10 protein-coding genes and 1 tRNA gene are annotated in these 20,983 nt (G+C 37.2%); 4 read left to right on the top strand and 7 right to left on the bottom strand.

The window, feature by feature from the left end; all coding sequences use genetic code 11:
- The first annotated feature begins 72 nt into the window (after window positions 1–72).
- Genes RM542_RS06050 through RM542_RS06040 form a run of 3 tightly spaced genes read left to right on the top strand, consistent with a single transcriptional unit; the run spans window position 73 to window position 13,830 of the window.
- A complete protein-coding gene (locus tag RM542_RS06050; RefSeq protein WP_311384817.1) occupies window positions 73–10,929 on the top strand; it encodes a PKD domain-containing protein in 10,857 nt (3,618 codons plus the stop codon).
- Window positions 10,930–10,962: 33 nt separating this feature from the next.
- On the top strand, window positions 10,963–11,886 hold the full coding sequence (locus tag RM542_RS06045) for a type IX secretion system membrane protein PorP/SprF (RefSeq protein WP_311384816.1): 924 nt from the start codon (window positions 10,963–10,965) through the stop codon (window positions 11,884–11,886).
- Between the two features lie 9 nt (window positions 11,887–11,895).
- Window positions 11,896–13,830, top strand: a complete 1,935-nt coding sequence (locus tag RM542_RS06040) for an OmpA family protein (RefSeq protein ID WP_311384815.1) — start codon at window positions 11,896–11,898, stop codon at window positions 13,828–13,830.
- Between the two features lie 65 nt (window positions 13,831–13,895).
- Here RM542_RS06040 and RM542_RS06035 read toward each other — a convergent pair whose 3' ends face one another.
- Window positions 13,896–14,033 carry a hypothetical protein gene (locus tag RM542_RS06035; RefSeq protein ID WP_311384814.1) on the bottom strand — a complete coding sequence of 46 codons (138 nt, stop codon included), beginning with the start codon at window positions 14,031–14,033 and terminating at the stop codon, window positions 13,896–13,898.
- Window positions 14,034–14,118: 85 nt separating this feature from the next.
- Here RM542_RS06035 and RM542_RS06030 point away from each other — a divergent pair, with 85 nt between their 5' ends.
- Window positions 14,119–14,823, top strand: coding sequence for an RluA family pseudouridine synthase (locus tag RM542_RS06030; protein ID WP_311384813.1), 705 nt, complete (start codon window positions 14,119–14,121; stop codon window positions 14,821–14,823).
- Between the two features lie 110 nt (window positions 14,824–14,933).
- Here RM542_RS06030 and RM542_RS06025 read toward each other — a convergent pair.
- From RM542_RS06025 to murC, 6 genes are all read right to left on the bottom strand, one after another.
- Window positions 14,934–15,007, bottom strand: a tRNA-Arg gene (locus RM542_RS06025).
- Between the two features lie 6 nt (window positions 15,008–15,013).
- Window positions 15,014–15,466, bottom strand: a complete 453-nt coding sequence (locus RM542_RS06020; RefSeq protein ID WP_311384812.1) for a GatB/YqeY domain-containing protein — start codon at window positions 15,464–15,466, stop codon at window positions 15,014–15,016.
- Window positions 15,467–15,567: 101 nt separating this feature from the next.
- The gene (ftsZ, locus tag RM542_RS06015) at window positions 15,568–17,535 is read right to left on the bottom strand and encodes a cell division protein FtsZ (RefSeq protein ID WP_311384811.1); all 1,968 of its coding nucleotides are present in this window, start codon (window positions 17,533–17,535) and stop codon (window positions 15,568–15,570) included.
- Between the two features lie 26 nt (window positions 17,536–17,561).
- Complete coding sequence (gene ftsA, locus RM542_RS06010; protein ID WP_311384810.1) at window positions 17,562–18,902, bottom strand: cell division protein FtsA; 1,341 nt, start codon at window positions 18,900–18,902, stop codon at window positions 17,562–17,564.
- A gap of 3 nt (window positions 18,903–18,905) precedes the next feature.
- Entirely contained in the window at window positions 18,906–19,625 is a 720-nt protein-coding gene (locus RM542_RS06005; RefSeq protein WP_311384809.1) for a hypothetical protein, read from the bottom strand.
- Window positions 19,615–20,967, bottom strand: a complete 1,353-nt coding sequence (gene murC / locus RM542_RS06000) for a UDP-N-acetylmuramate--L-alanine ligase (protein ID WP_311384808.1) — start codon at window positions 20,965–20,967, stop codon at window positions 19,615–19,617. The genes RM542_RS06005 and murC overlap by 11 nt, the downstream gene beginning before the upstream one ends.
- Between the last annotated feature and the right edge of the window lie 16 nt (window positions 20,968–20,983).

Genomic DNA, 20,983 nt, shown 5'->3' with positions numbered 1-20,983 from the left:
AACATAAAAGGCTTTTTACTTAACAATAACTATATGTTTGAATTTTCTTACAAATTTTTAAATATTTTCTTAATGTATCAACTAAAAAAGAGAAGCATACTAATAAGTATAACACTAATTACGCTGATCACTGGTTTCAATTCTATTCATGCACAAAACTGTTCAGTGAACGCTGGTATTAACGAAACCATTTGTGTTAATGATGGCGGTTTTACTTTATCTGGTTCCTCATCAGGTTTGATACAAAATGGCCCCATTTGGTCTCAAGTAGCAGGACCTTCAGTAATCATCGATGATCCAAATAATCCAAATTCATCAATTACTGGATTGATTGGAGGAAATATTTATACTTTTCGACTTTCTGCTGATTGTACTGATGGCACTACGCAATTTCAAGACGTTGACATTACAGTTGAACCAATTACAATTGCAGATGCTGGAAGTGACTTAGCTTCTTGCCCTGACAATACTGGTGCAATAAGCATTACAGGTAATAGTCCTATCAACGCGGGGGAAAATGGGGTTTGGAGTGTTGATGGGGCTAATAATGCTGGGGTTACAATCAATTCTCCAACTACTGCTACAACAACTTTAGATTTAGCGGATACCAGCGCCGGCACAACCACTTTAGTATGGACCATTACTGGTCCTGAATATTCCCCAGGACAATCTTGTGAATCTTCAGACACAATTACTATAACTAATTATGGTGGTGAGTTACCCGTAGACGCTGGAGGAGATCAAAGTCTTGATAATTGTTACACTGTAACGCAATCCACAAATTTGAACGCAAGTTTTGGTGGTAATAATATTAATGGGCAACAAGGAACGTGGTCATTTGTAAGTGGACCCAGCACTCCGAGTTTCTCTAATGCAAACAGCAATAATTCTAATGTTTCTAATTTAATAGAAGGAACATACGTATTACGATGGACAGTTACCGGTCCTTGTGCATCGGGTCAAGATACTATGACGATTACGGTCGACGAAGCGACACAAGATATTAGTACAGCCAATGTACAAGAAAATAATATTCGTTTTTGCGATTCTGGTATTACCACTACAACATTAATAGGTTCACAACCTCAGTTTTCTGGCGAAACTGTAGAATGGACACAAACTAGTGGCCCAGCAGCATCAATTTTAGATGATATCAACAGTACAACTCAAATTTCTGGTCTTAGTTCTCCGAACACCTATACATTTGTCTACACTATTACAAATGCTACAACAGGTTGTGATGATTCAGAAACAGTAACCATACAATACTCTGTAGACCCCATCACCATTTCGGCAAATGGTGGCGCAGATATCAATGCAACTTGCGGACAAACACAGGTTGATATTCCTTTTTCAACAAGTGGCGACGGTACCAATACCTATGCGATCATAAGCGGACCTTCATCCTCATCTCTAGTGGACCCAAATGATTTTAATAACACTGGTAGTTCTCCATTAACAATTGACTTTGATGTAGAGGGTTCTTATACTGTTTTATTAAGAAAAGCAGTTAGTGGATCAGTTCAAACAGGTTGTGATGTGGCTACTGATGCTATTAATGTTAATATTTCATTAACCCCGACAGGAGCAAATGCAGGAACAGGACAAACGCTAGCATGTAACGTAACATCCACATCAATTGCTGGTAATGGGGTATCTATAGGCAATTCTTTGTGGTCACAATTAAGCGGCCCTAATGCGGCAACCATAGGAAGTCCTTATGCTCAAACTACTGCAGTTACTGGACTAATCTCCGGTGAATATATTTTTCAATATGCCATTAATGGGGGTAATGCTTGTTCTCCATCAGCCGAATCTACGGTAAGTGTAGTAGTATCTTCAGATGCACCAATTACAACTGATGCTGGACCTGACCAACCTTTGTTGTGTTTTGGCGCACCAGTAGCATTGGCAGCACAAGACCCACCTGCTCCTAATCTAGTAGGTACATGGTCTGTAGATACGGCTCCGGGGGGGGCAACTATTGTTTTTGAAGATGAAAATGATCCAAATACCACGGTTTCCGGATTAGATGTGGCTAATGAAACTTATATTTTCCGATGGACTGTTGCCAACCCTAATGATAATACTTGTCCTCCTCCGGGTACTGATACAGTGACAATAACAACTGATTCGACCCAAGGCCCTTCAACAGCCGATGCTGGTTCGGACCAATGTCTTTCGGCTGGTACTGGCTCGGTAACGCTTGCTGGAAATGCTCCTGGAGTTGGAGAAACAGGAGAATGGACATCAATTCCAAACACAGGTATCAGTTTTGCTGACAATACACAATCTAACACAACAGCTAACATCACAATTGATCAAAGCTATATATTGACTTGGACTATTTCTAAAGTTGGATGTCAATCAACTTCTGATGATGCTGAAATAACAGTAGATGCTGCAGCAACTGCCGATGCCGGTATAGATCAAGCAGTCTGTTCTACAACAGTTAATATGGCTGCAACTAGTTCTACCGGAAATGGATTTTGGACACAGATTTCAGGACCTGGCGGCTTTACAATAGATGACGAAACAAGCCCTACCGCACAATTTACATTTACCTTTTCTGGACAATATATATTTGAATGGACTGTAGAAAGCGGAACTTGCTCAACAGATTCTGACCAAATTACTTTAAATGTGGGCATTCCTGCAACAGTAGCTACAGTAGGTGCAGATCAAACTATTTGTAATGCCACAAATGCGGTACTCTCAGGCAATGCTTTCGATAATAATACAGAAAATGGTTTTTGGACATTATTGTCAGGTGCTCCGAACACCCCTACAATTACAGATGTTAATGATCCAAATTCCACAGTGACGGACTTAGTATCGGGATCTTATACGTTCAGATGGACCATAGCAGGTGACGCCAATTGTCCAACTACCTTTGCTGATGTTACTTTTGATGTCTTTGTTCCAGCAAATGCTGGAAGTGATCTCCAACTTTGTGAAGTGAGCAACTTTTTATTAGAAGCCACATTTGGTTCGACAGGTACATGGTCTCAAATAAGTACAACTGGACCGAACGCAGTAATCACGCAAAACCCTATTAATGGCAGTGTTGCTGAAGTTAGTATAACACCAGGAAATACTTATGTTTTTGAATTTACAACGGATTATTCAACGTGTCCAATAACTTCAGACCAAATTACAGTAGTTTCGAGTGCTGCACCTTCAATTGACCCTTTAGCTGGACCTGATCAAATTCTGTGTACCGCCGATATCGGAGCACCATTTCAAACAACATTGGCAGGTAATAGCGCACCAGTGGATGTTTCTAATGCAGAATGGCGTTTTGCAAATGAACCCTCTGGCAGTGTGGCTACTATTGACTCACCAAATAGTCCTACCTCAACAGTCTCTAATCTTTCGGTGCCTGGTATATATATTTTAGAATGGAACTTTGAATCAGGAAATTGTTCAGATACCGCCGATGTTCTAAGAATTGAAGTGTTCGAGGCACCTTCCACGGCGGATGCAGGAACAGATCAGACCGATGCCTGTCAGTTAGACGTTCAGATGAATGCTGTACCACCAACAGCAGGTATTGGAACTTGGACATTCTCTAATGACCCATCAGCAGGTACAGCCATTATCGATAGCCCTAACTCACCTACAACCACTTTATCAAATATAACAACCTTAGGTACTTATGAACTTACTTGGACAGTTACGAACGGCACTACATTTACAAATCCTTCACTTTGTGCTCCATCAGTAGATACAGTAGAAATAACATTTACGGATGTTTCCCCTTCGGATGCAGATGCAGGACCAGATCAAGAATTTTGTAATGCGACGGAAACTAACTTAGATGCTATTGCGCTATCTGTTGGAACCGGAACTTGGAGTCAAACTGCAGGCCCAGGAATTACAGATTTTGGAGACTCCGCTACAATTGCTGACGATAATAATCCTAATACTTTAGTTTCAAATTTAGAGGCAGGGACTTATGAATTTACATGGACCGCTACTAATGGTGGATGCGATTTTACTGACACCATGGAAGTCCAAATTATTGAACAACCATTGGTTGCTGATGCCGGACCGGATCAAATTATACAGCAATTCTCGCCAATAACGCTGGCAGCAACACCATCTTCAATAGGAAGTGGAATATGGACCCAAATTTCAGGGCCAACAACGGCAAGTTTTGTTGATGAAAATGCATTTAATACGGGTGTTTTTGGAACAGACATTGGTGTTTATGAATTTGAATGGACAATCTCCAATGGAATATGTTCTGATGTTTCGGATACTATGACAATCACAATAATAGGTATGTCTGATCTTGAACTTACCAAAACGGTTAGTCCAACAGTTGTAAATGAAGGAGATACGGTAACTTTTACTATATCAATTTTTAATAATAACGTCTCTACTTTCGGAAACTCTGATGCTACTGGAGTTTCTGTGGAAGATATTATACCAGATGGTTATAGTTTAATACCTGGTACTGTAAGTAATAGTGGTGTTTATAATCCAGGTAATCTAACCATTATCTGGTCTGACCTAAGCATCACTTTTGGATCAACACTTGAACTTACTTTTGATGCCACTGTGACTGCGAGCGGTAACTATGATAATACTGCTGAAATAATCGCAAGTGATCAACCAGATCCTGATTCAACTGTAAACAATGCAATTGATTCCGAAGATGATCAAAGTACGACATCAGTCACTCTTCAATCCGCAGATTTAAGTCTTTTAAAATCAGTTAGTCCTATAACGGCTAGTGTTGGTGAAACAGTAACTTTTACCCTTGCAATTTCTAATGGAGGTACAGATAATGCCACGGGGGTTTCAATAGCTGACATCGTTCCAATAGGATATACAATCGGAACAATTAATGACGGTGGAGCTACAATTGGGAATGAAATTACATGGACTGGTCTTACTGTAACTAGTGGGGGTTCAACGTCCGTTTCTTTTGAGGCTACTGTAAATGCACCAACAGGATCGGTCGGAGAATATAATAATATTGCCGAAGTAACGGCAAGTGATCAAGCAGATTCTGATAGTTCTCCTGATAATGACGATGGAGATCAAAGTGAAGATGATGAAAGTAACGCCGGTATTACCATAGAGTCAGCGGATTTAGAATTGACTAAATCAGCATCTTCTTCTACTGGTAATTTAGGTGACACAGTTACTTTTACTATCGCCCTTTCAAACAATGGAACCGGAGATGCTACCGGTGTTTCAATTGTGGATGTACTGCCAAACGGGTTTGATATTGTTGGCGGCAGCATAAGCGATGGAGGATTCTACAATGCAGGGAGTTTGACCATCACATGGGATAATCTAGCGGTTACTAATGGAAATACACAGAATTTAACATATGACGTTACCGTAAATGGGAGCGGAAATTATACCAACATTGCAGAAATTACAGCTTCTGATACTCCAGATCCAGACAGTACACCAGATAATGATGATGGTGATCAAAGTGAAGATGATGAAGCAAATGCTACATTTACCATACAAACCGCGGATTTAAGTTTAGCTAAATCAGTGAGCCCTACAACGGCTAGCGTTGGTGAAACCGTAACATTTACCCTAATTGTTTCCAATGCAGGAACAGCGGATGCCACAGGAGTTGAAGTGACCGATTTAGTACCCGATGGTTACACCATCGGAACTATTAACAATGGTGGAACAGCTTCTGGCAACGAAATTGTTTGGACAGGTCTCAACGTAACCAACGCTGGATCTACCTCAGTTTCTTTTGAAGCCACTGTAAATACTCCTTCCGGAAATACAGGTGAGTATGACAATACCGCTGAAATTTCGGCAAGTGATGTGGCCGACCCAGATAGTACACCAAATAATGACGATGGAGACCAAAGTGAGGATGATGAAAGCGCTTCTGGCATTACTCTCGAACAAGTAGACCTTGAACTAGATATCTCAAGCGTACCTACCTCGGGCAATGCGGGCGATACCGTTACATACAACGTAGCATTGACCAATAACGACACCATTGAAACTGGTGATGCCACTGGAGTGGAAATTGTGGTTGTAGTTCCTTCCGGGTTTACAATTGTTCCAGGTAGCATTAGTGGTGGCGGTGTGTACAACCCCGGTAGCGGGACCATAACTTGGAGCGATATTGATGTGGCAAACGGAGATACTTCCAACTTCACATACGACGTAACCGTAAATGGGTCTGGAAATTATAATACAACCGGAGAAATTACGGCTTCCGATTTACCGGATGTCGACAGTACGCCAAACAATGACGATGGAGACCAAAGTGAAGATGATGAAGCAATTTCTCCTTTCTCTTTGCAATCCGCCGACCTTAGTTTAGTGAAAGATATTAGTGCTGGATCCAGTGCGACTCCTAACATAGGTGATACCGTGGTTTTTGAACTTACAATAACAAATGCAGGTCCAAACACTGCAACTAATTTAGTTATTGAAGATGAGGTGCCAAGAGGCTACACTTTAGGAACCGTCAACGATGGTGGTACTTCCATTGCAGGTACTTTCTTAAGTTGGGATATTGCCTCACTGCCAATTGGCAACATTACCTTATCGTATGAAGTTACTGTAAATCAACCTTCTGGTGATATTGATGAATATTTAAATATTGCGGAGGTTGCGGCAAGCGACCAATTAGACCCAGATAGTGAGCCCTTCAATGATGATGGTGATCAAGACGAGGATGATGAAGACTTTTTTGAAATCACACCACAACTTATAGATTTAAGCCTTGAAAAAACAGTTAGTACAAGCAATCCAAATGTTGGTGACGTTGTTACCTTCACAATAGCAGTCAGCAACTTAGGTAATGTACCTGCAACAGGGGTTACTGTTGAAGATATTCTTCCTTCTGGTTATAGCAATGTAACCAGTATTAGTAATGGTGGTTCGTTTGGAGCTGGAGTTGTTTCTTGGTCTGGGTTAAACATTCCATTAGGTTCTAATAGCATATCCTTGACATTTAATGCGCAAGTTTTAGCGCCAACCGGTGCAGTTGATGAGTATAAAAACCGAGTTGAGGTTACCACTGCTGACCAATTTGATACAGATAGCACTCCAAACAACGATGATGGTGATCAAAGTGAAGACGATGAAGATACCATTTCAATTACACCACAGGTCGCAGATTTAAGCCTCACTAAAACCGCAAATACCTCAAGTCCAAACGTTGGAGAGACTGTAATATTTACATTGACGATTAACAACCTAGGGCCTAATATTGCAACAAATGTTGCTTTAGAAGATATTTTACCTTCAGGCTTTACTTTAACTACAGTAAATAATGGTGGTTCATCAGCAGGTAATACTGCAAGCTGGACGGGTCTAACGGTACTCGCTAATGGCGGTTCAACCTCAGTAACCTATGAAGCAACTGTAAATGCACCTACAGGAGCAGTCGATGAATACCTAAATGTAGCCAGTATTACCGCATCTGACCAATTTGACCCAGATAGTGATCCTACTACTGGCAACACGGTCGATGAAGATGGTAATGGTCAAGGTGACGATGATGATGAAGATGCCTTAAATATTACCCCTAACGTCGCTGATTTATCATTAACCAAAATAGTTGTTGATGGAGATACTAGTCCCCAAGTAGGAACAGAAATCAGTTTTGAAATTACCGTTTTCAATGACGGTCCTCAAGATGCTAATGATGTCGTAGTACGAGATTTACTTCCTTCAGGTTTCGATTTTATACTTTATAGTTCCACTGCTGGGGTATATACCGAAAGCACCGGTATTTGGTTAGTAGGTGATATTTCAGCCGGAGGCTCTGAAACACTAGTTATTGATGTATTAGTAAATCCTACAGGAAGTTATACTAATGTAGCAGAAGTTATTGCTTCAGACGTCTTTGATATTGATTCTACACCTGATAATGATATTTTGGTGGAAGATGATCAAGATGAGGTAACAGTAACACCAATAAACACCATAGATGTTTCTTTAGACAAAGCGGTGAGTAATGATACACCTGATGTAAATACAGACGTTACTTTTACAATAACTATTACCAATGAAGGGCCCAGTGAGGCTACTAATCTTCAAGTATTAGATCAGTTACCTTCTGGCTATACTTATGTATCAGATGACTCAGCAGGGGCTTATGATGATACCACAGGAAATTGGAATATTGGAAATCTTGGTATAGGAAGTACAGTTATATTAAATATTATTGCCAACGTCAATACCACGGGGGTCTTTACCAATGTAGCCGAGATTATCTCACATACAGAATTGGATATTGATTCAACACCAAATAATGATATTCTGAGTGAAGACGACCAAGATGATGTTGTAGTTTCTCCAAGACAATTGGTCGATATTTCAGTAACAAAAATTGCAGATAATATGACCCCAAACATTGGTGGTCAAATTGAATTTACTATTACTGTAACCAATGATGGGCCAAGTGATGCCACTAATATCGTTGTGACAGATTTATTAGAATCTGGCTATGAATTTGTAAATGCTACGCCTTCAAATGGGATTTACGAAGAGTTGAATGGTTCATGGACTATTGGAGATTTGGATAACGGAATTACCGAAACTATTACAATTACTGCAAATGTTTTAGCCAATGGCACATATACCAATACTGCCGAGCTAACCGATTTGAACGAGTTTGATATTGATTCAGAACCATCTAATAATGATGATACTGAAGACGATCAAGAAACTATAGAGCCATCACCCGTTTTGGTTTCTGATTTGGAATTAACCAAGGAAGTAAATGTGGCAACACCATTTGTTGGTGATGAAGTCATATTTACCTTGAGTTTAATCAATAACGGTCCAAGTGACGCTAGTGGCGTTGAAGTGGTTGATTTACTTCCTGATGGTTATACTTATGTTTCTAACAATAGTACAGCTGGGGTCTATAATGAAGCTTCAGGCTTATGGTCTTTGAATGGTGTAATTCCAAATGGAACAACTGAAACCTTGAACATTGTAGTTCTGGTTAATCCTACTGGTAATTATAGTAATAGTGCTGAAATTACAAATTCTGATAACAATGATATTGATTCTACACCTGCAAATAATATTGCCTCGGAGGATGATCAAGATAATGCCGGCACCACACCTATACCATTAGCTAATCTCTCGTTGGTTAAAACCGTGGATAACGAATTTCCGGATGTTTCAGACAATGTAACCTTTACATTGACCTTGAATAATGCAGGCCCAAGCGCAGCAACAGGGGTTCAAATCAATGAAACATTACCTTCAGGTTATACTTATATTTCTGATGACAGCGGGGGTCTGTATGATCCAGGTACGGGAATTTGGAATGTTACGAGCCTTGCTGCCGATGCCGTAATAGAACTAAATATTATAGTTAGTATAAATACTACTGGAAGTTATGCAAATATTGCAGAAGTTATTGCAGTTAACGAATTAGATCCAAATTCAACCCCTAACAACAACGACATCAATGAGGATGATCAAGATGAACAAGTAACTATTCCAAGAGTAATTACTGATATATCGGTATTAAAAACCGTTGATAATCTAAATCCATCAGTTGGTTCTCAAATAACATTTACAATTACTGTAACCAATGATGGGCCAAGTGATGCCACTGGTCTTGTTGTTGAAGATATTCTAGCTTCTGGCTATGATTTTGTCAATGCATTTCCGTCAGCAGGCACTTACGATGAAGTAATCGGTTCTTGGGATATTGCAAGCTTATTAAATGGGGATTCTGAAACCTTAGAAATTGTTGCCACGGTGCTAACAAATGGTGATTATTCCAATACTGCGGAATTAATAGCACTTGATACTTTTGACCCAGATTCATCACCAGATAACAATTTAAACTCTGAAGATGATCAAGATACTGTAATCCCTGTACCTACAGGCCTAGCTGATTTGAGCCTAACAAAAGAGGTAGATGAATTAAACCCTAATGTTGGTGATATTGTTGAATTCACTATTAACCTTACCAACAGTGGTGATAGTGATGCAACCGGAGTCGTTGTTACAGATATTGTACCAATTGGCTATACCTATCAATCACACCTAAGTACAGCGGGGGTATATAACTCCGACACCGGTGTATGGAATACCAATGGAGTTATACCAAATGGTACTACTGAAACCCTTATTGTGTTGTTACAAGTCAATGCACCGACAGGAGTAATTGATGAGTATACTAATATCGCTGAAATAACTGCTAGCGACCAAGCTGACCCTGATAGTAATGTCAATGAAGATGCTACTATTGATGATTTGGCCGATGGGATTACTGATGATGATGAGGCTAGTGTTACTGTGGTACCGCAATCAGTTGATATTGCTGTAAACAAAATGGTAAGTAATGAACGTCCTAAAATTGGAGATGAAATTCAATTTACAATTACCGTAAGTAATTCAGGTATGTCAGATGCCACTAATATAGGTATTGAAGAAGTTCTGCCCAACGGATATGCTTATCAAAGTTCAGAGGCCTCTATCGGAACATATGATGAAGTTGATGGATTCTGGGAAATTGCAATCTTAGCAAATTCTGAAACAGCCACTTTAGTCATTACCGTGGAAGTTTTAGAAGAGGATGACTATATCAACATCGCAAGTCTCGCATTTGTGGACCAAATTGATTTAAATGAAAGCAATGATTCAAGCCAAGCCTCTATTGACCCAACTTGTTTGACCATTTACAATGAGTTTTCACCAAATGATGATGGCGTGAATGATTTTTTTCAAATAGATTGTATTTCTCGCTATCCAAATAATATACTTCGAGTCTATAATAGATGGGGAAACATTGTTTTTGAGCAACAGAACTATGATAATACTTGGGATGGGCTCTCTAACGGACGAGCTACAATAAGTGATCAAGAACTTCTACCAGTCGGCACTTATTATTACATACTTGATTTAGGAGACGGCTCAGAACCAGTTTCAGACTGGCTATATATTAACAGATAAACCGATAACATAATTTTAATAAAAGCTTCAATAATGAAAAGTTATTTAAAATATATTTTACTAATGATATGTACCGGTTTTGGTTCTTCCATGTTTGGACAACAAGACCCTCAGTTTACACAATACATGTATAATACCCTAAGTGTTAATCCGGCTTATGCAGGATCAAGAGGTCATTTATCCATATTAGGAATGTATAGAACGCAATGGGTTGGATTAAATGGTGCACCAACAAGTCAAGTTTTAGCAATTGACGGACCGGTAGGTAACAACGTTGGGCTTGGCGTAATTCTAACTAATGATGAATTAGGCCCTGCTAACGAAACATTTTTTGACGCCAATTTTGCCTATACTATTAGGTTAAATGGTGATGACAAGAGACTATCTTTTGGTTTAAAAGGTGGCGGCCGATTATTTAACGTAGACTTTTCAAAAGGGTTGTTTGAAGACCAAACCGATGTCGCCTTTCAAAATAATATTGAAAATAAATTCTTCCCAACCATTGGAGCAGGAATTTACTATCATACTGATAAAGGATATTTTGGAATAGCTATACCAAACTTTTTTTCAGAGGAACATTATGATGGCTCTGTTCAAAAAATAGCAACAGAGAGACTACATTATTTTATTACCGGAGGGCGTGTTTTTGAGCTTAATCAAGATGTTTTATTTAAACCAGCTGTCTTTGTAAAATGGGTGCCTGGTGCACCAATAATTGCTGATTTGTCTGCTAATTTTTTAATAAAAGAAACCTTAACTCTTGGGGCAGCCTACAGATGGGACGATTCGTTTTCAGGATTATTAGGTATTGATATTTCTCCAAAATTTCATGTAGGCTATGCTTATGACTTTACGACGACTGAATTACAAAATTACAATAACGGTACCCACGAAATCTTTGTAAGATTTGAACTTAAATCACTAGATAAAAGATTAAAATCTCCAAGATTCTATTAAAATATTAGCATGAAAAAAATATTCTTTTACAGTATTGTTCTTATAGCAAACTTGTTGTTCGCTCAAAACACCAATACCTCAGCCGAAAAAAGCTTTAATTCTCTTTGGTATGTTAAAGCAGCCAAGCAGTTTCAAGCTCAGGTGGAAAGAGGCGATGATTCTAAAGAGGCACTTCAAAAAGTTGGAGATGCCTACTACTTTAATACCGATATGAAAAATGCGGTTAAATGGTACGGGCAACTATTCAGCAACTATGAGCAAGTTTTAGCACCTGCCTATATTTTCAGATATATACATGCTTTAAAAGGGGTTGGCAATTATGGCATGGCAAAATTATTAACGAAAAGATATGAAGAGGTTTTAAAAGAAGCCGAATACGATATTAGTACTTTAGAAAGTAATAAAGACCAATTAGAAAAGCTATTAAAAATGCAACCACAGTTTTATGTATCTAACTTATCTATAAATACGAAACTGGCAGACTTTGGTGCAGCCTATTACCAGAATCAAATTGTTTTTGCGTCCAGTCGAGATACGATGAACCTTCATACTCGAATTTATAAATGGAACGAACAACCCTATTTAAATTTATTTACTGCGGATACCATAAGTAGTGGATTAGATTTAAAAAATGTAACAGCATTCTCAAAAACCATAAATAGCAAATATCATGAGGCGATTGTCGCTTTTAGTCCGGACGGTAAAACCATGTATTTTACACGTAACAATTACACAAACAAAGACCTTAAAAGAGATGATGACGGTACCAATCATTTAAAATTATATAAATCAAAATTGGTTGATAACGCATGGAGCACTCCAATAGAGTTGCCATTTAATGATTTGAATTACTCTGTGGGTCAACCCGCCTTGAGCCCAGATGGAAAGAAACTATATTTCGTATCTGATATGCCAGGTTCAATCGGTTCAACAGATATTTTTGTAGTAGACATATTGGCTGACGACACCTATGGCAATCCAAAAAATTTGGGTCCTACAATAAATACTAGTGGAAGAGAAATGTTTCCATATGTAACAGAAGGGAAATTCTACTTTTCTTCAGATGGACATCTCGGCTTGGGAGGTTTGGACGTTTTTGAAAGCTTGCAAAATGAATCGTTCTCTAAACCAATTAACTTAGGTAAGCCTCTAAATAGCAATCTTGACGATTTTGCCTATGTGGTGAATGAGCAAACACAACAGGGATACTTTTCCTCAAATCGAAAAGGTGGAAAAGGAGATGATGATATTTATTCATTTCAAAGAATAGAAGTACCGTGCACTCAATCAGTCTTTGGTCAAGTAACAAGTCAAGAAAACAATCGTCCTCTCTCGTATTCCATGGTTACTATAGAGGATAAGTCAGGTAAAGTTTTGGCTGAGACTACCAGTGATAATTTAGGTGAATATTATTTTGAATTAAACCTGCCTTGTGAGCAAATATTTTTAATTAAGGCAAGTAAAGAAGGTTTTGAGAACTCAGAAAGTCAATTTAAAACTTCTATAGAACCAAATTTCATAAATGAGGTTCCTGTAGGGCTTAAAAAGTTAAATCCACTTATTGTCCGAGAAGGCGGCCTATTAAAAATTAAAATCGGAATGATTTATTTTGATTTTGATAAACACAACATAAGATACGACGCATCAATTGAATTAAACAAAATTGTTTTCTTAATGAAAGAATATCCAAATATGATTATAAAAATTGAATCACATACAGATTCGAGAGGTAATGATGCATATAACGAGAGACTATCAGATAGAAGAGCAAAGGCTACAAGAGACTACATTATTTCAAATGGCATAGCAGCTAACCGAATAGAAAGCGCTATTGGTTATGGCGAAAAACAACTGGTCAATGAGTGTAATAATTCTTCAGAATGTAGTAACGAAAAACATAATGTAAACAGAAGATCGGAATTTATAATCTTACGATTAGAATAAACTCTGAATTTAATATAGAAAACCAGGAGGCTTGCGATTGCAAGCCTCTTGTGTTTTTTTAAATATTATTCGTCTTGATATTCTAAATCAAATACTATAAATTGAGTATCAGAAATCAAAAACATTCCTGAATCAGAAATACATATTACTCCAGTAATTTCGAATCCTATACGTTTACAAGAATATGGGGTAGGAATCTTCAATGCTATTCAAACTAAATCCGCCTTAAAGAAAGTATTAAAAAAACAACTAATTACTGTTAATGGATTCGTTGCCACTACGGCAACAATGATTAAGGGAGGAGAAACTATTGAGTTATTCATTCCTAAAAAAATTAGTTCTTCTCGAAGACTGATATTACCTCTTAACATTTTATTTGAAGATGATTTCTTCGCAGTTATCTATAAACCAGCAGGTATTCTGGTTAGTGGTAATGGTTTTAAAACTATCGCTAACGCCTTAGAACAGAATTTAAAACCAAGTAATGCTGTTGATACTACTAAACCACAACCAATACATCGTTTAGATTATGCTACATCCGGTGTTTTATTAATTGGTAAAACAAGTAGTAGCATTCGTTTATTAAATGAGCAGTTTGAAAACAAAAAAGTAATGAAAACATATTACGCGGTCACTATTGGTGAAATGAGCATGAATGGCTTAATTTCACATGATATTGATGGTAAGAAATCAGAGACCACTTTTAAAGTGTGTCACTCGGTTTTGTCAAAAAGATTTGGTAAGCTCAATCTAGTTAAACTAAAGCCTAAATCGGGTAGAAAACATCAAATACGTAAACATTTATCAGGTATTGGTAATCCTATTTTAGGAGACGCAACTTATGGGGATGAAGGTAAAATATTAAAGGGTAAAGGAATGTATTTATTTGCCTACTCTTTGGAATTTCTCCATCCAATGACCAAAGAAAAGCTAAGATTCACCGCTGAGCTGCCTAAAAAATTTGAAAAAATATTCAATATCAACACTTTATGAAATATTTTCAAAGAATTTAAAATCCCTTTCTAATTATCTACTATTTGAAAGTATTAGTAACAAAAAAACGCTCAAGTAAACTTGGCGTTTTTATGAAAATATTTATTCTGTGACCACGGAGGGATTCAAACCCCCGACCGCTGGAGCCGAAATCCAGTGCTCTATTCAGCTGAGCTACGTGGCCTTATTTTTATGAACTAAGTTTAGCCTTTACTATTGAAGAAATGGTTTTACCGTCAGCTTGACCTGCTAATTCTTTAGATACCATACCCATAACCTTTCCCATATCTTTCATGCCGGTTGCACCTGTAGTATCAATAGTTTGTAAAACTACTTTTTCTATTTCTTCTGCTGTTAACTGCTCAGGTAAAAATTGCTCTATCACCGCAACCTGCGCTAACTCAGGTTCTGCCAAATCAACTCTACCTTGTTCTGTAAATATGGTGGCACTATCCTTTCTTTGTTTTACCAATTTTTGGACTAATTTCACTTCATCTTCTTCTGAAAGTTGTCCTCCAGCACCTTTATCAGTCTGCGCTAATAAAATTGCTGATTTAATTGCTCGCAATGATTCTAAAGCTACAGTATTCTTAGCTTTCATAGCAGCCTTCATTTCAGTCATAACTTTTTCTTGCAAACTCATTTTCTCTTGTTTTAGGGCTGCGAAGATAAAAAATAAACCCGAAAGTTGATATCACTTTCGGGTTTAGCAATTCCATTAAAATGGAAACAATTTAAACACTACTAATCAACATTATCATGCAAAAAAGAGTTGTTTGATCGTAATTGAATTTCATCATTACTATCTTCACCTAAACTCATTCTTGATACTTTTTGCTCGGTAGGATTCTCATCTAAATCAATACCCTGTCTTTTGTAAGCTGGTTGCTTCTCTATCTCATCAATACTGTTTCTACTATTCTGAAATTTGTAATTGAAGTTTTTTAATTTTTTGCGCCTTTCGTCAGCTCTATCTTTTAGCATATCATCTATAGAACTATTCATCGGGTCAGCGCTGCCTGTAGAGTTTTCTCCACCAGTTGCTGCTTCTACTTTAATTGTCTTTTTCTCAAAAACCAACTCATCTTCTACTAGTTTAGGTTCATGAGTCTCGGCTACTGACCTAGCTCCTGTCAATTGAGATTCTAGCTCCATATACTCTTCAAGGTTATAGCGCGTCTCACCTTCCTTATTGAAGTCTAATACAGGGCTTACCTCAACATACTCATTAACATCAACTTCTCGAGCTTCATCTGTTAAATCAAATACAATAGTATTTTCTTTTACTTTATCATCAGTTTTATCTTTATTTAAAGGCATATCAAAAGAAAACGCAATTTGGTCTTCTTCTTGAGAAGCAGCAGAAACTTCTTCTGGTTCAACAACTTCAATATCGTTAAGAATATTCTTTGCTTCAATAATAATAAATTCATCTTCAACATTTGTAGCAATAACCTCTTCAACTGTTTCAGGAATTACCTCCTCATAAAAAACATTGAAATTTTTGATATAATTTGTAGTCGGTATTAAATCAGATTCTGGTAACTGTACTTCTTGTTCATCAAGTTCTTCTTCTAATTGATGCTTGATGACTGGTTCTTCAAATATTGGCTGTGTGATAGAAGAATCTACAGTTTCTTCTCCTCCAAGGTTTTGAACTGCTTTTTGCTCATCTTCCAAAGTATGAATTATCTTCTTTGTTTCTGTATTGACTATTTCATCTTGTTGATCACTATTAAAACCTGTTGCAATAACTGTCACTGCAATAGCGTCACCCAATTCATCATCCTCACCAATACCCATTATAATATTAGCTGAATGACCTGCTTCCATTTGAATGAAATCATTGATTTCACCTATTTCATCAATTGTAATTTCTTGACCTCCAGAAACTATAAGTAGTAGTACATTTTTAGCTCCAGTAATCTTATTATCGTTAAGTAATGGAGAATCTAGGGCTTTTGTAATAGCTTCGTTCGCTCTTGCAGAACCAGAAGCGGTAGATGAGCCCATTATCGCAGTACCACTATCAGAGAGTACTGTTTTTGCATCTCTAAGGTCAATATTTTGAGTATAATGATGAGTTATTACTTCAGCTATGCCTTTTGCAGCTGTAGATAACACTTCATCTGCTTTGGAAAAACCTGCCTTATAGCCTAGGTTTCCGTAAATATCTCTTAATTTATTATTGTTGATTATGATTAGAGAATCAACATTATCACGAAGTTTAGCAATACCTTGTTGCGCTTGACCACATCGATGTGCACCTTCAAATTGGAATGGAGTTGTAACGATACCAACAGTAAGAACACCCAATTCTTTTGCTGTTTTTGCTATAATTGGAGCAGCTCCTGTACCAGTACCACCTCCCATACCAGCCGTGATAAAGACCATTTTTGTGTTTTGCTCCAACAGGGTCTTAATATCCTCCATACTTTCCATTGCAGCTTGCTCACCAACCGATGGGTCGGCACCAGCACCTAAACCTTCAGTTAACGAAACCCCTAGTTGAATTTTATTTGGAATTGAACTGTTTTCTAAGGCTTGAGAATCAGTATTACAAATTACAAAGTCTACACCATTAATACCTGCTCGAAACATGTGGTTGATAGCATTGCTACCACCACCACCGACTCCAATTACTTTAATGACGTTACTTTTATTCTTTGGTAAATCAAAGGATATATTTTCAAATTCGTTGTTCTTACTCATGGTGCTCTTATTTATTGTGGGTGTTTTTATTCTGCGTTATCTAAAAAATCTTTTAATTTTTCAGACCATTTGTCAAATATGGATTTACGTTCTTTCTGGGTAACGCTTGAAACCGAATTAGCCTGCATTCCTTCATGACCTGCCAAAACTTCTTCATGTTCAAGTGTCTTTTCTTCAGAAGATTCTTCAAGTTCAAAATTCTTTGAATTTGTTTCTAAAGCATTCATTAATAGCCCAACAGCAGTAGCGTATAACGGACTTGCAATTTCTTCATCTGAATCACCAGCTAAATGCTCATTTGGGTATCCAATTCTGGTATCCATACCAGTAATATATTCAACCAATTGTTTTAAATGCTTTAATTGACTACCGCCACCAGTCAAAACAATACCTGCAATTAGTTTCTTTTTTTGTTCTTCATGTCCATAGTTCTTTATTTCTACATAGACTTGTTCAATAATTTCAACTACACGGGCATGAATTATTTTCGAAAGGTTTTTTAGTGTTATCTCTTTAGGCTCACGACCTCTTAAACCAGGGATAGAAACAATTTCATTATCCTTATTCTCACCTGGCCAAGCGGAACCAAATTTCATCTTCAATAATTCAGCTTGTTTTTCTATTATAGAACATCCCTCTTTAATATCTTCCGTAATTACATTACCACCGAAAGGAATCACAGAAGTATGACGTATGATACCATCTTTAAAAATGGCTAAATCTGTAGTACCACCTCCTATATCAATCAATGCCACACCAGCTTCTTTTTCTTCTTGACTTAAAACAGCCTCTGCAGATGCCAAAGGCTCAAGGGTTATATTGGCTAAATCTAGCCCCGCGCTTTTGATACAACGCCCAATATTCTTAATAGAAGTTACCTGGCCCACGACAACATGAAAATTTGCCTCTAAACGTCCACCGTACATGCCAATAGGTTGCTTAATTTCCGATTGACCATCAACTTTATATTCTTGAGGTAATACATGTATAATTTCTTCACCTGGCAGCATAACCAACTTATAAACTTGGTTGCATAGTTTATCTAAGTCTTCATCATCTATTACTTCTTCAGCATTTGGCCTTGTGATGTAATCGCTGTGCTGTAAACTTCTAATATGCTGACCAGCAATGCCAACTACCACTGAACCAATTTGTAAACCAGCATTAACCTCGGCTTGTTCAACGGCTTGTTGAATTGAAGATATGGTTTGCGTAATATTATTTACTACTCCACGGTGAACACCAAGACTTTTTGAGCGACCGGTACCTAATATTTCTATTTTCCCGTATTCATTTTCTTTACCAATTATTGCCACTATTTTGGTAGTGCCAATATCTAAACCAACTGAATAATTACCCTGTTCCATATGTTATATTTTTGTGCAAACAACCTGATTGTCAAATTCTAAACTTACTACTGCGTAGTTCTCTAAAGTTCTATCTTTCGCTGCCTTTATATAGAAGGCCATAAAATTTTTAAATTTTTCATCAAGGTTTTCTACACCACCCAAATTCACTACAAAATTCTCAATCCTAAATTTCAATTGATACTTTCCTTCATCTTCAATATGAATTCCAATCACATTTTTTCGTAAAAAGTCATCTTTATTCACATAATCCAAAATAACATAAGCATCTTCTAAACTCTTACCTGTAACCTTACCTGTTATTATTGGCACTCTTGCCGAATGATAACGAGATAATGGCATGCGACGACCAGTATCATCCAAATAAAATTTGGAGATTCCTTCTACCCTACCAATTGGTTTTCTTTGAACAATTTTAGAAATAAGTTCTCCCTCTATTGAGAGATAGACTTGGGCACTTTTCACCATTTCATTAGACGCAATAATCGTCTCTATGGTATTCAAAACTACTTGTTCTTTTGCCGTATTTTTGACGCCCCCATAATTTTGTATTAACAATTTATTAACTGCATCTTCTGTCAGATATAAATCGTTGTCTCCTAAAAACTTAATAGAAATAGTCTCAATATTTTTAGACCTACTTCTGTAATCTGCAAATCCGTATAGAGCTATTACAGTCAATAACAACCCTGTAAATTTTAAAAAGTTCCAATTAATTTGCATATGCCAATTCATTTTTAATATTATTCACTTCAAGCCCGATATCCCCTGCACCCATTGTAATCAATACTTCGGGCCTACATTCATTAATCTCATTAATCAATTCTGATTTTTTGATTAATTTTTTATTAGGATTATCTATTTGTTCCAACAACCAAGAGGAGTTAACCCCTTTTATTGGCTTTTCTCTTGCTGGATAAATATCTAGTAATAGCACGGTATCAAATTTTGCAAGGCTTGTTGCAAAACCATCAATAAAATCTTTTGTTCTAGAAAATAAATGTGGTTGAAAAATTGCAACTACCTTTTTATCAGGATGCATCTCGGTAACTGCTTGATAAACTGCATTAATCTCAGTTGGATGATGTGCATAATCATCAATAAAAACAAAATCTTTTTCCTTTATTTGATATGAAAATCTACGTTTAACACCTTTAAATGTAGATAAAGCTTCAGCTAGGCGGTATGGTTGGGAAACGACCTGTACCGCCATTGCAAAAGCAGCTAATCCATTAAGCAAATTGTGCTTACCCGGTTTATTGAAACGCACATTGCTGATCGTTTCTTCCGGAGTCTTCAAATCAAATATGTAGGTACCTTGTTCAATCTTAATATTATTGATTACATAATCGGAGTCATCCTCAATTCCGTATGTAGTTCCTTCAAGTGGAAGGCCATTCCTGATTAATAATTTTCCACTCGGTTTTATTTTATTTATAAAGTCTTTAAATGATTCTTGAAGAGCTTTATCCGTACCATAAATATCTAAGTGATCAGCATCCATGGATGTAACACATGCCACATTTGGGGAAAGCTGTAAAAAAGAACGGTCATATTCATCAGCTTCAACAACAGAAAATTCTGTTCCTTCAAGAACAAAATTACTATTAAAGTCTTCGGAGATTCCGCCTAAGAAAGCGGTTAGTGGTGTGTTCGTTTCTTTAAGTAAATGGGCAAGTATACTCGATGTAGTTGTTTTACCATGCGTACCCGCCACAGCAAAACAAAAAGTATCCTCTGTAATGATTCCCAAAACTTCTGAACGTTTTTTGACTTCATAATTATTCTCTTTGAAATATTGTAATTCTGAATGTTCTTCTGGTACAGCAGGTGTATAAACAATTAAGGAATTGTAGGTTGTTTTAAAAGATTCTGTAATAAGACTTATATCATCCTCAAAATGTATTGAAATACCAAGTTCAATTAATTCATTTGTAAGTGGAGTTTGAGTTTTATCATAACCGGCAACATTTTTATTGAGGAACCTAAAATACCGGGCAAGTGCAGACATACCGATACCACCTATACCAATAAAGTAGACGTTATGTATGTTTTTTAAATTCAAAATTTAGTGTCCTATT

The sequence above is a fragment of the Croceitalea sp. P059 genome (assembly GCF_031846365.1).
Lineage (GTDB): Bacteria > Bacteroidota > Bacteroidia > Flavobacteriales > Flavobacteriaceae > Croceitalea > Croceitalea vernalis.
Note: the sequence above shows the minus strand (reverse complement) of the source record. Positions and strands in the feature narration are given on the sequence as shown.

Excerpts from the sequence above, each read along its gene's own strand:
- RM542_RS06050 (WP_311384817.1), top strand. The coding sequence starts at position 73 with ATGTATCAACTAAAAAAGAGAAGCATACTAATAAGTATAACACTAATT.
- RM542_RS06045 (WP_311384816.1), top strand. The coding sequence starts at position 10,963 with ATGAAAAGTTATTTAAAATATATTTTACTAATGATATGTACCGGTTTT.
- RM542_RS06040 (WP_311384815.1), top strand. The coding sequence starts at position 11,896 with ATGAAAAAAATATTCTTTTACAGTATTGTTCTTATAGCAAACTTGTTG.
- RM542_RS06030 (WP_311384813.1), top strand. The coding sequence starts at position 14,119 with ATGATTAAGGGAGGAGAAACTATTGAGTTATTCATTCCTAAAAAAATT.
- RM542_RS06020 (WP_311384812.1), bottom strand. The coding sequence starts at position 15,466 with ATGAGTTTGCAAGAAAAAGTTATGACTGAAATGAAGGCTGCTATGAAA.
- ftsZ (WP_311384811.1), bottom strand. The coding sequence starts at position 17,535 with ATGAGTAAGAACAACGAATTTGAAAATATATCCTTTGATTTACCAAAG.
- ftsA (WP_311384810.1), bottom strand. The coding sequence starts at position 18,902 with ATGGAACAGGGTAATTATTCAGTTGGTTTAGATATTGGCACTACCAAA.
- RM542_RS06005 (WP_311384809.1), bottom strand. The coding sequence starts at position 19,625 with ATGCAAATTAATTGGAACTTTTTAAAATTTACAGGGTTGTTATTGACT.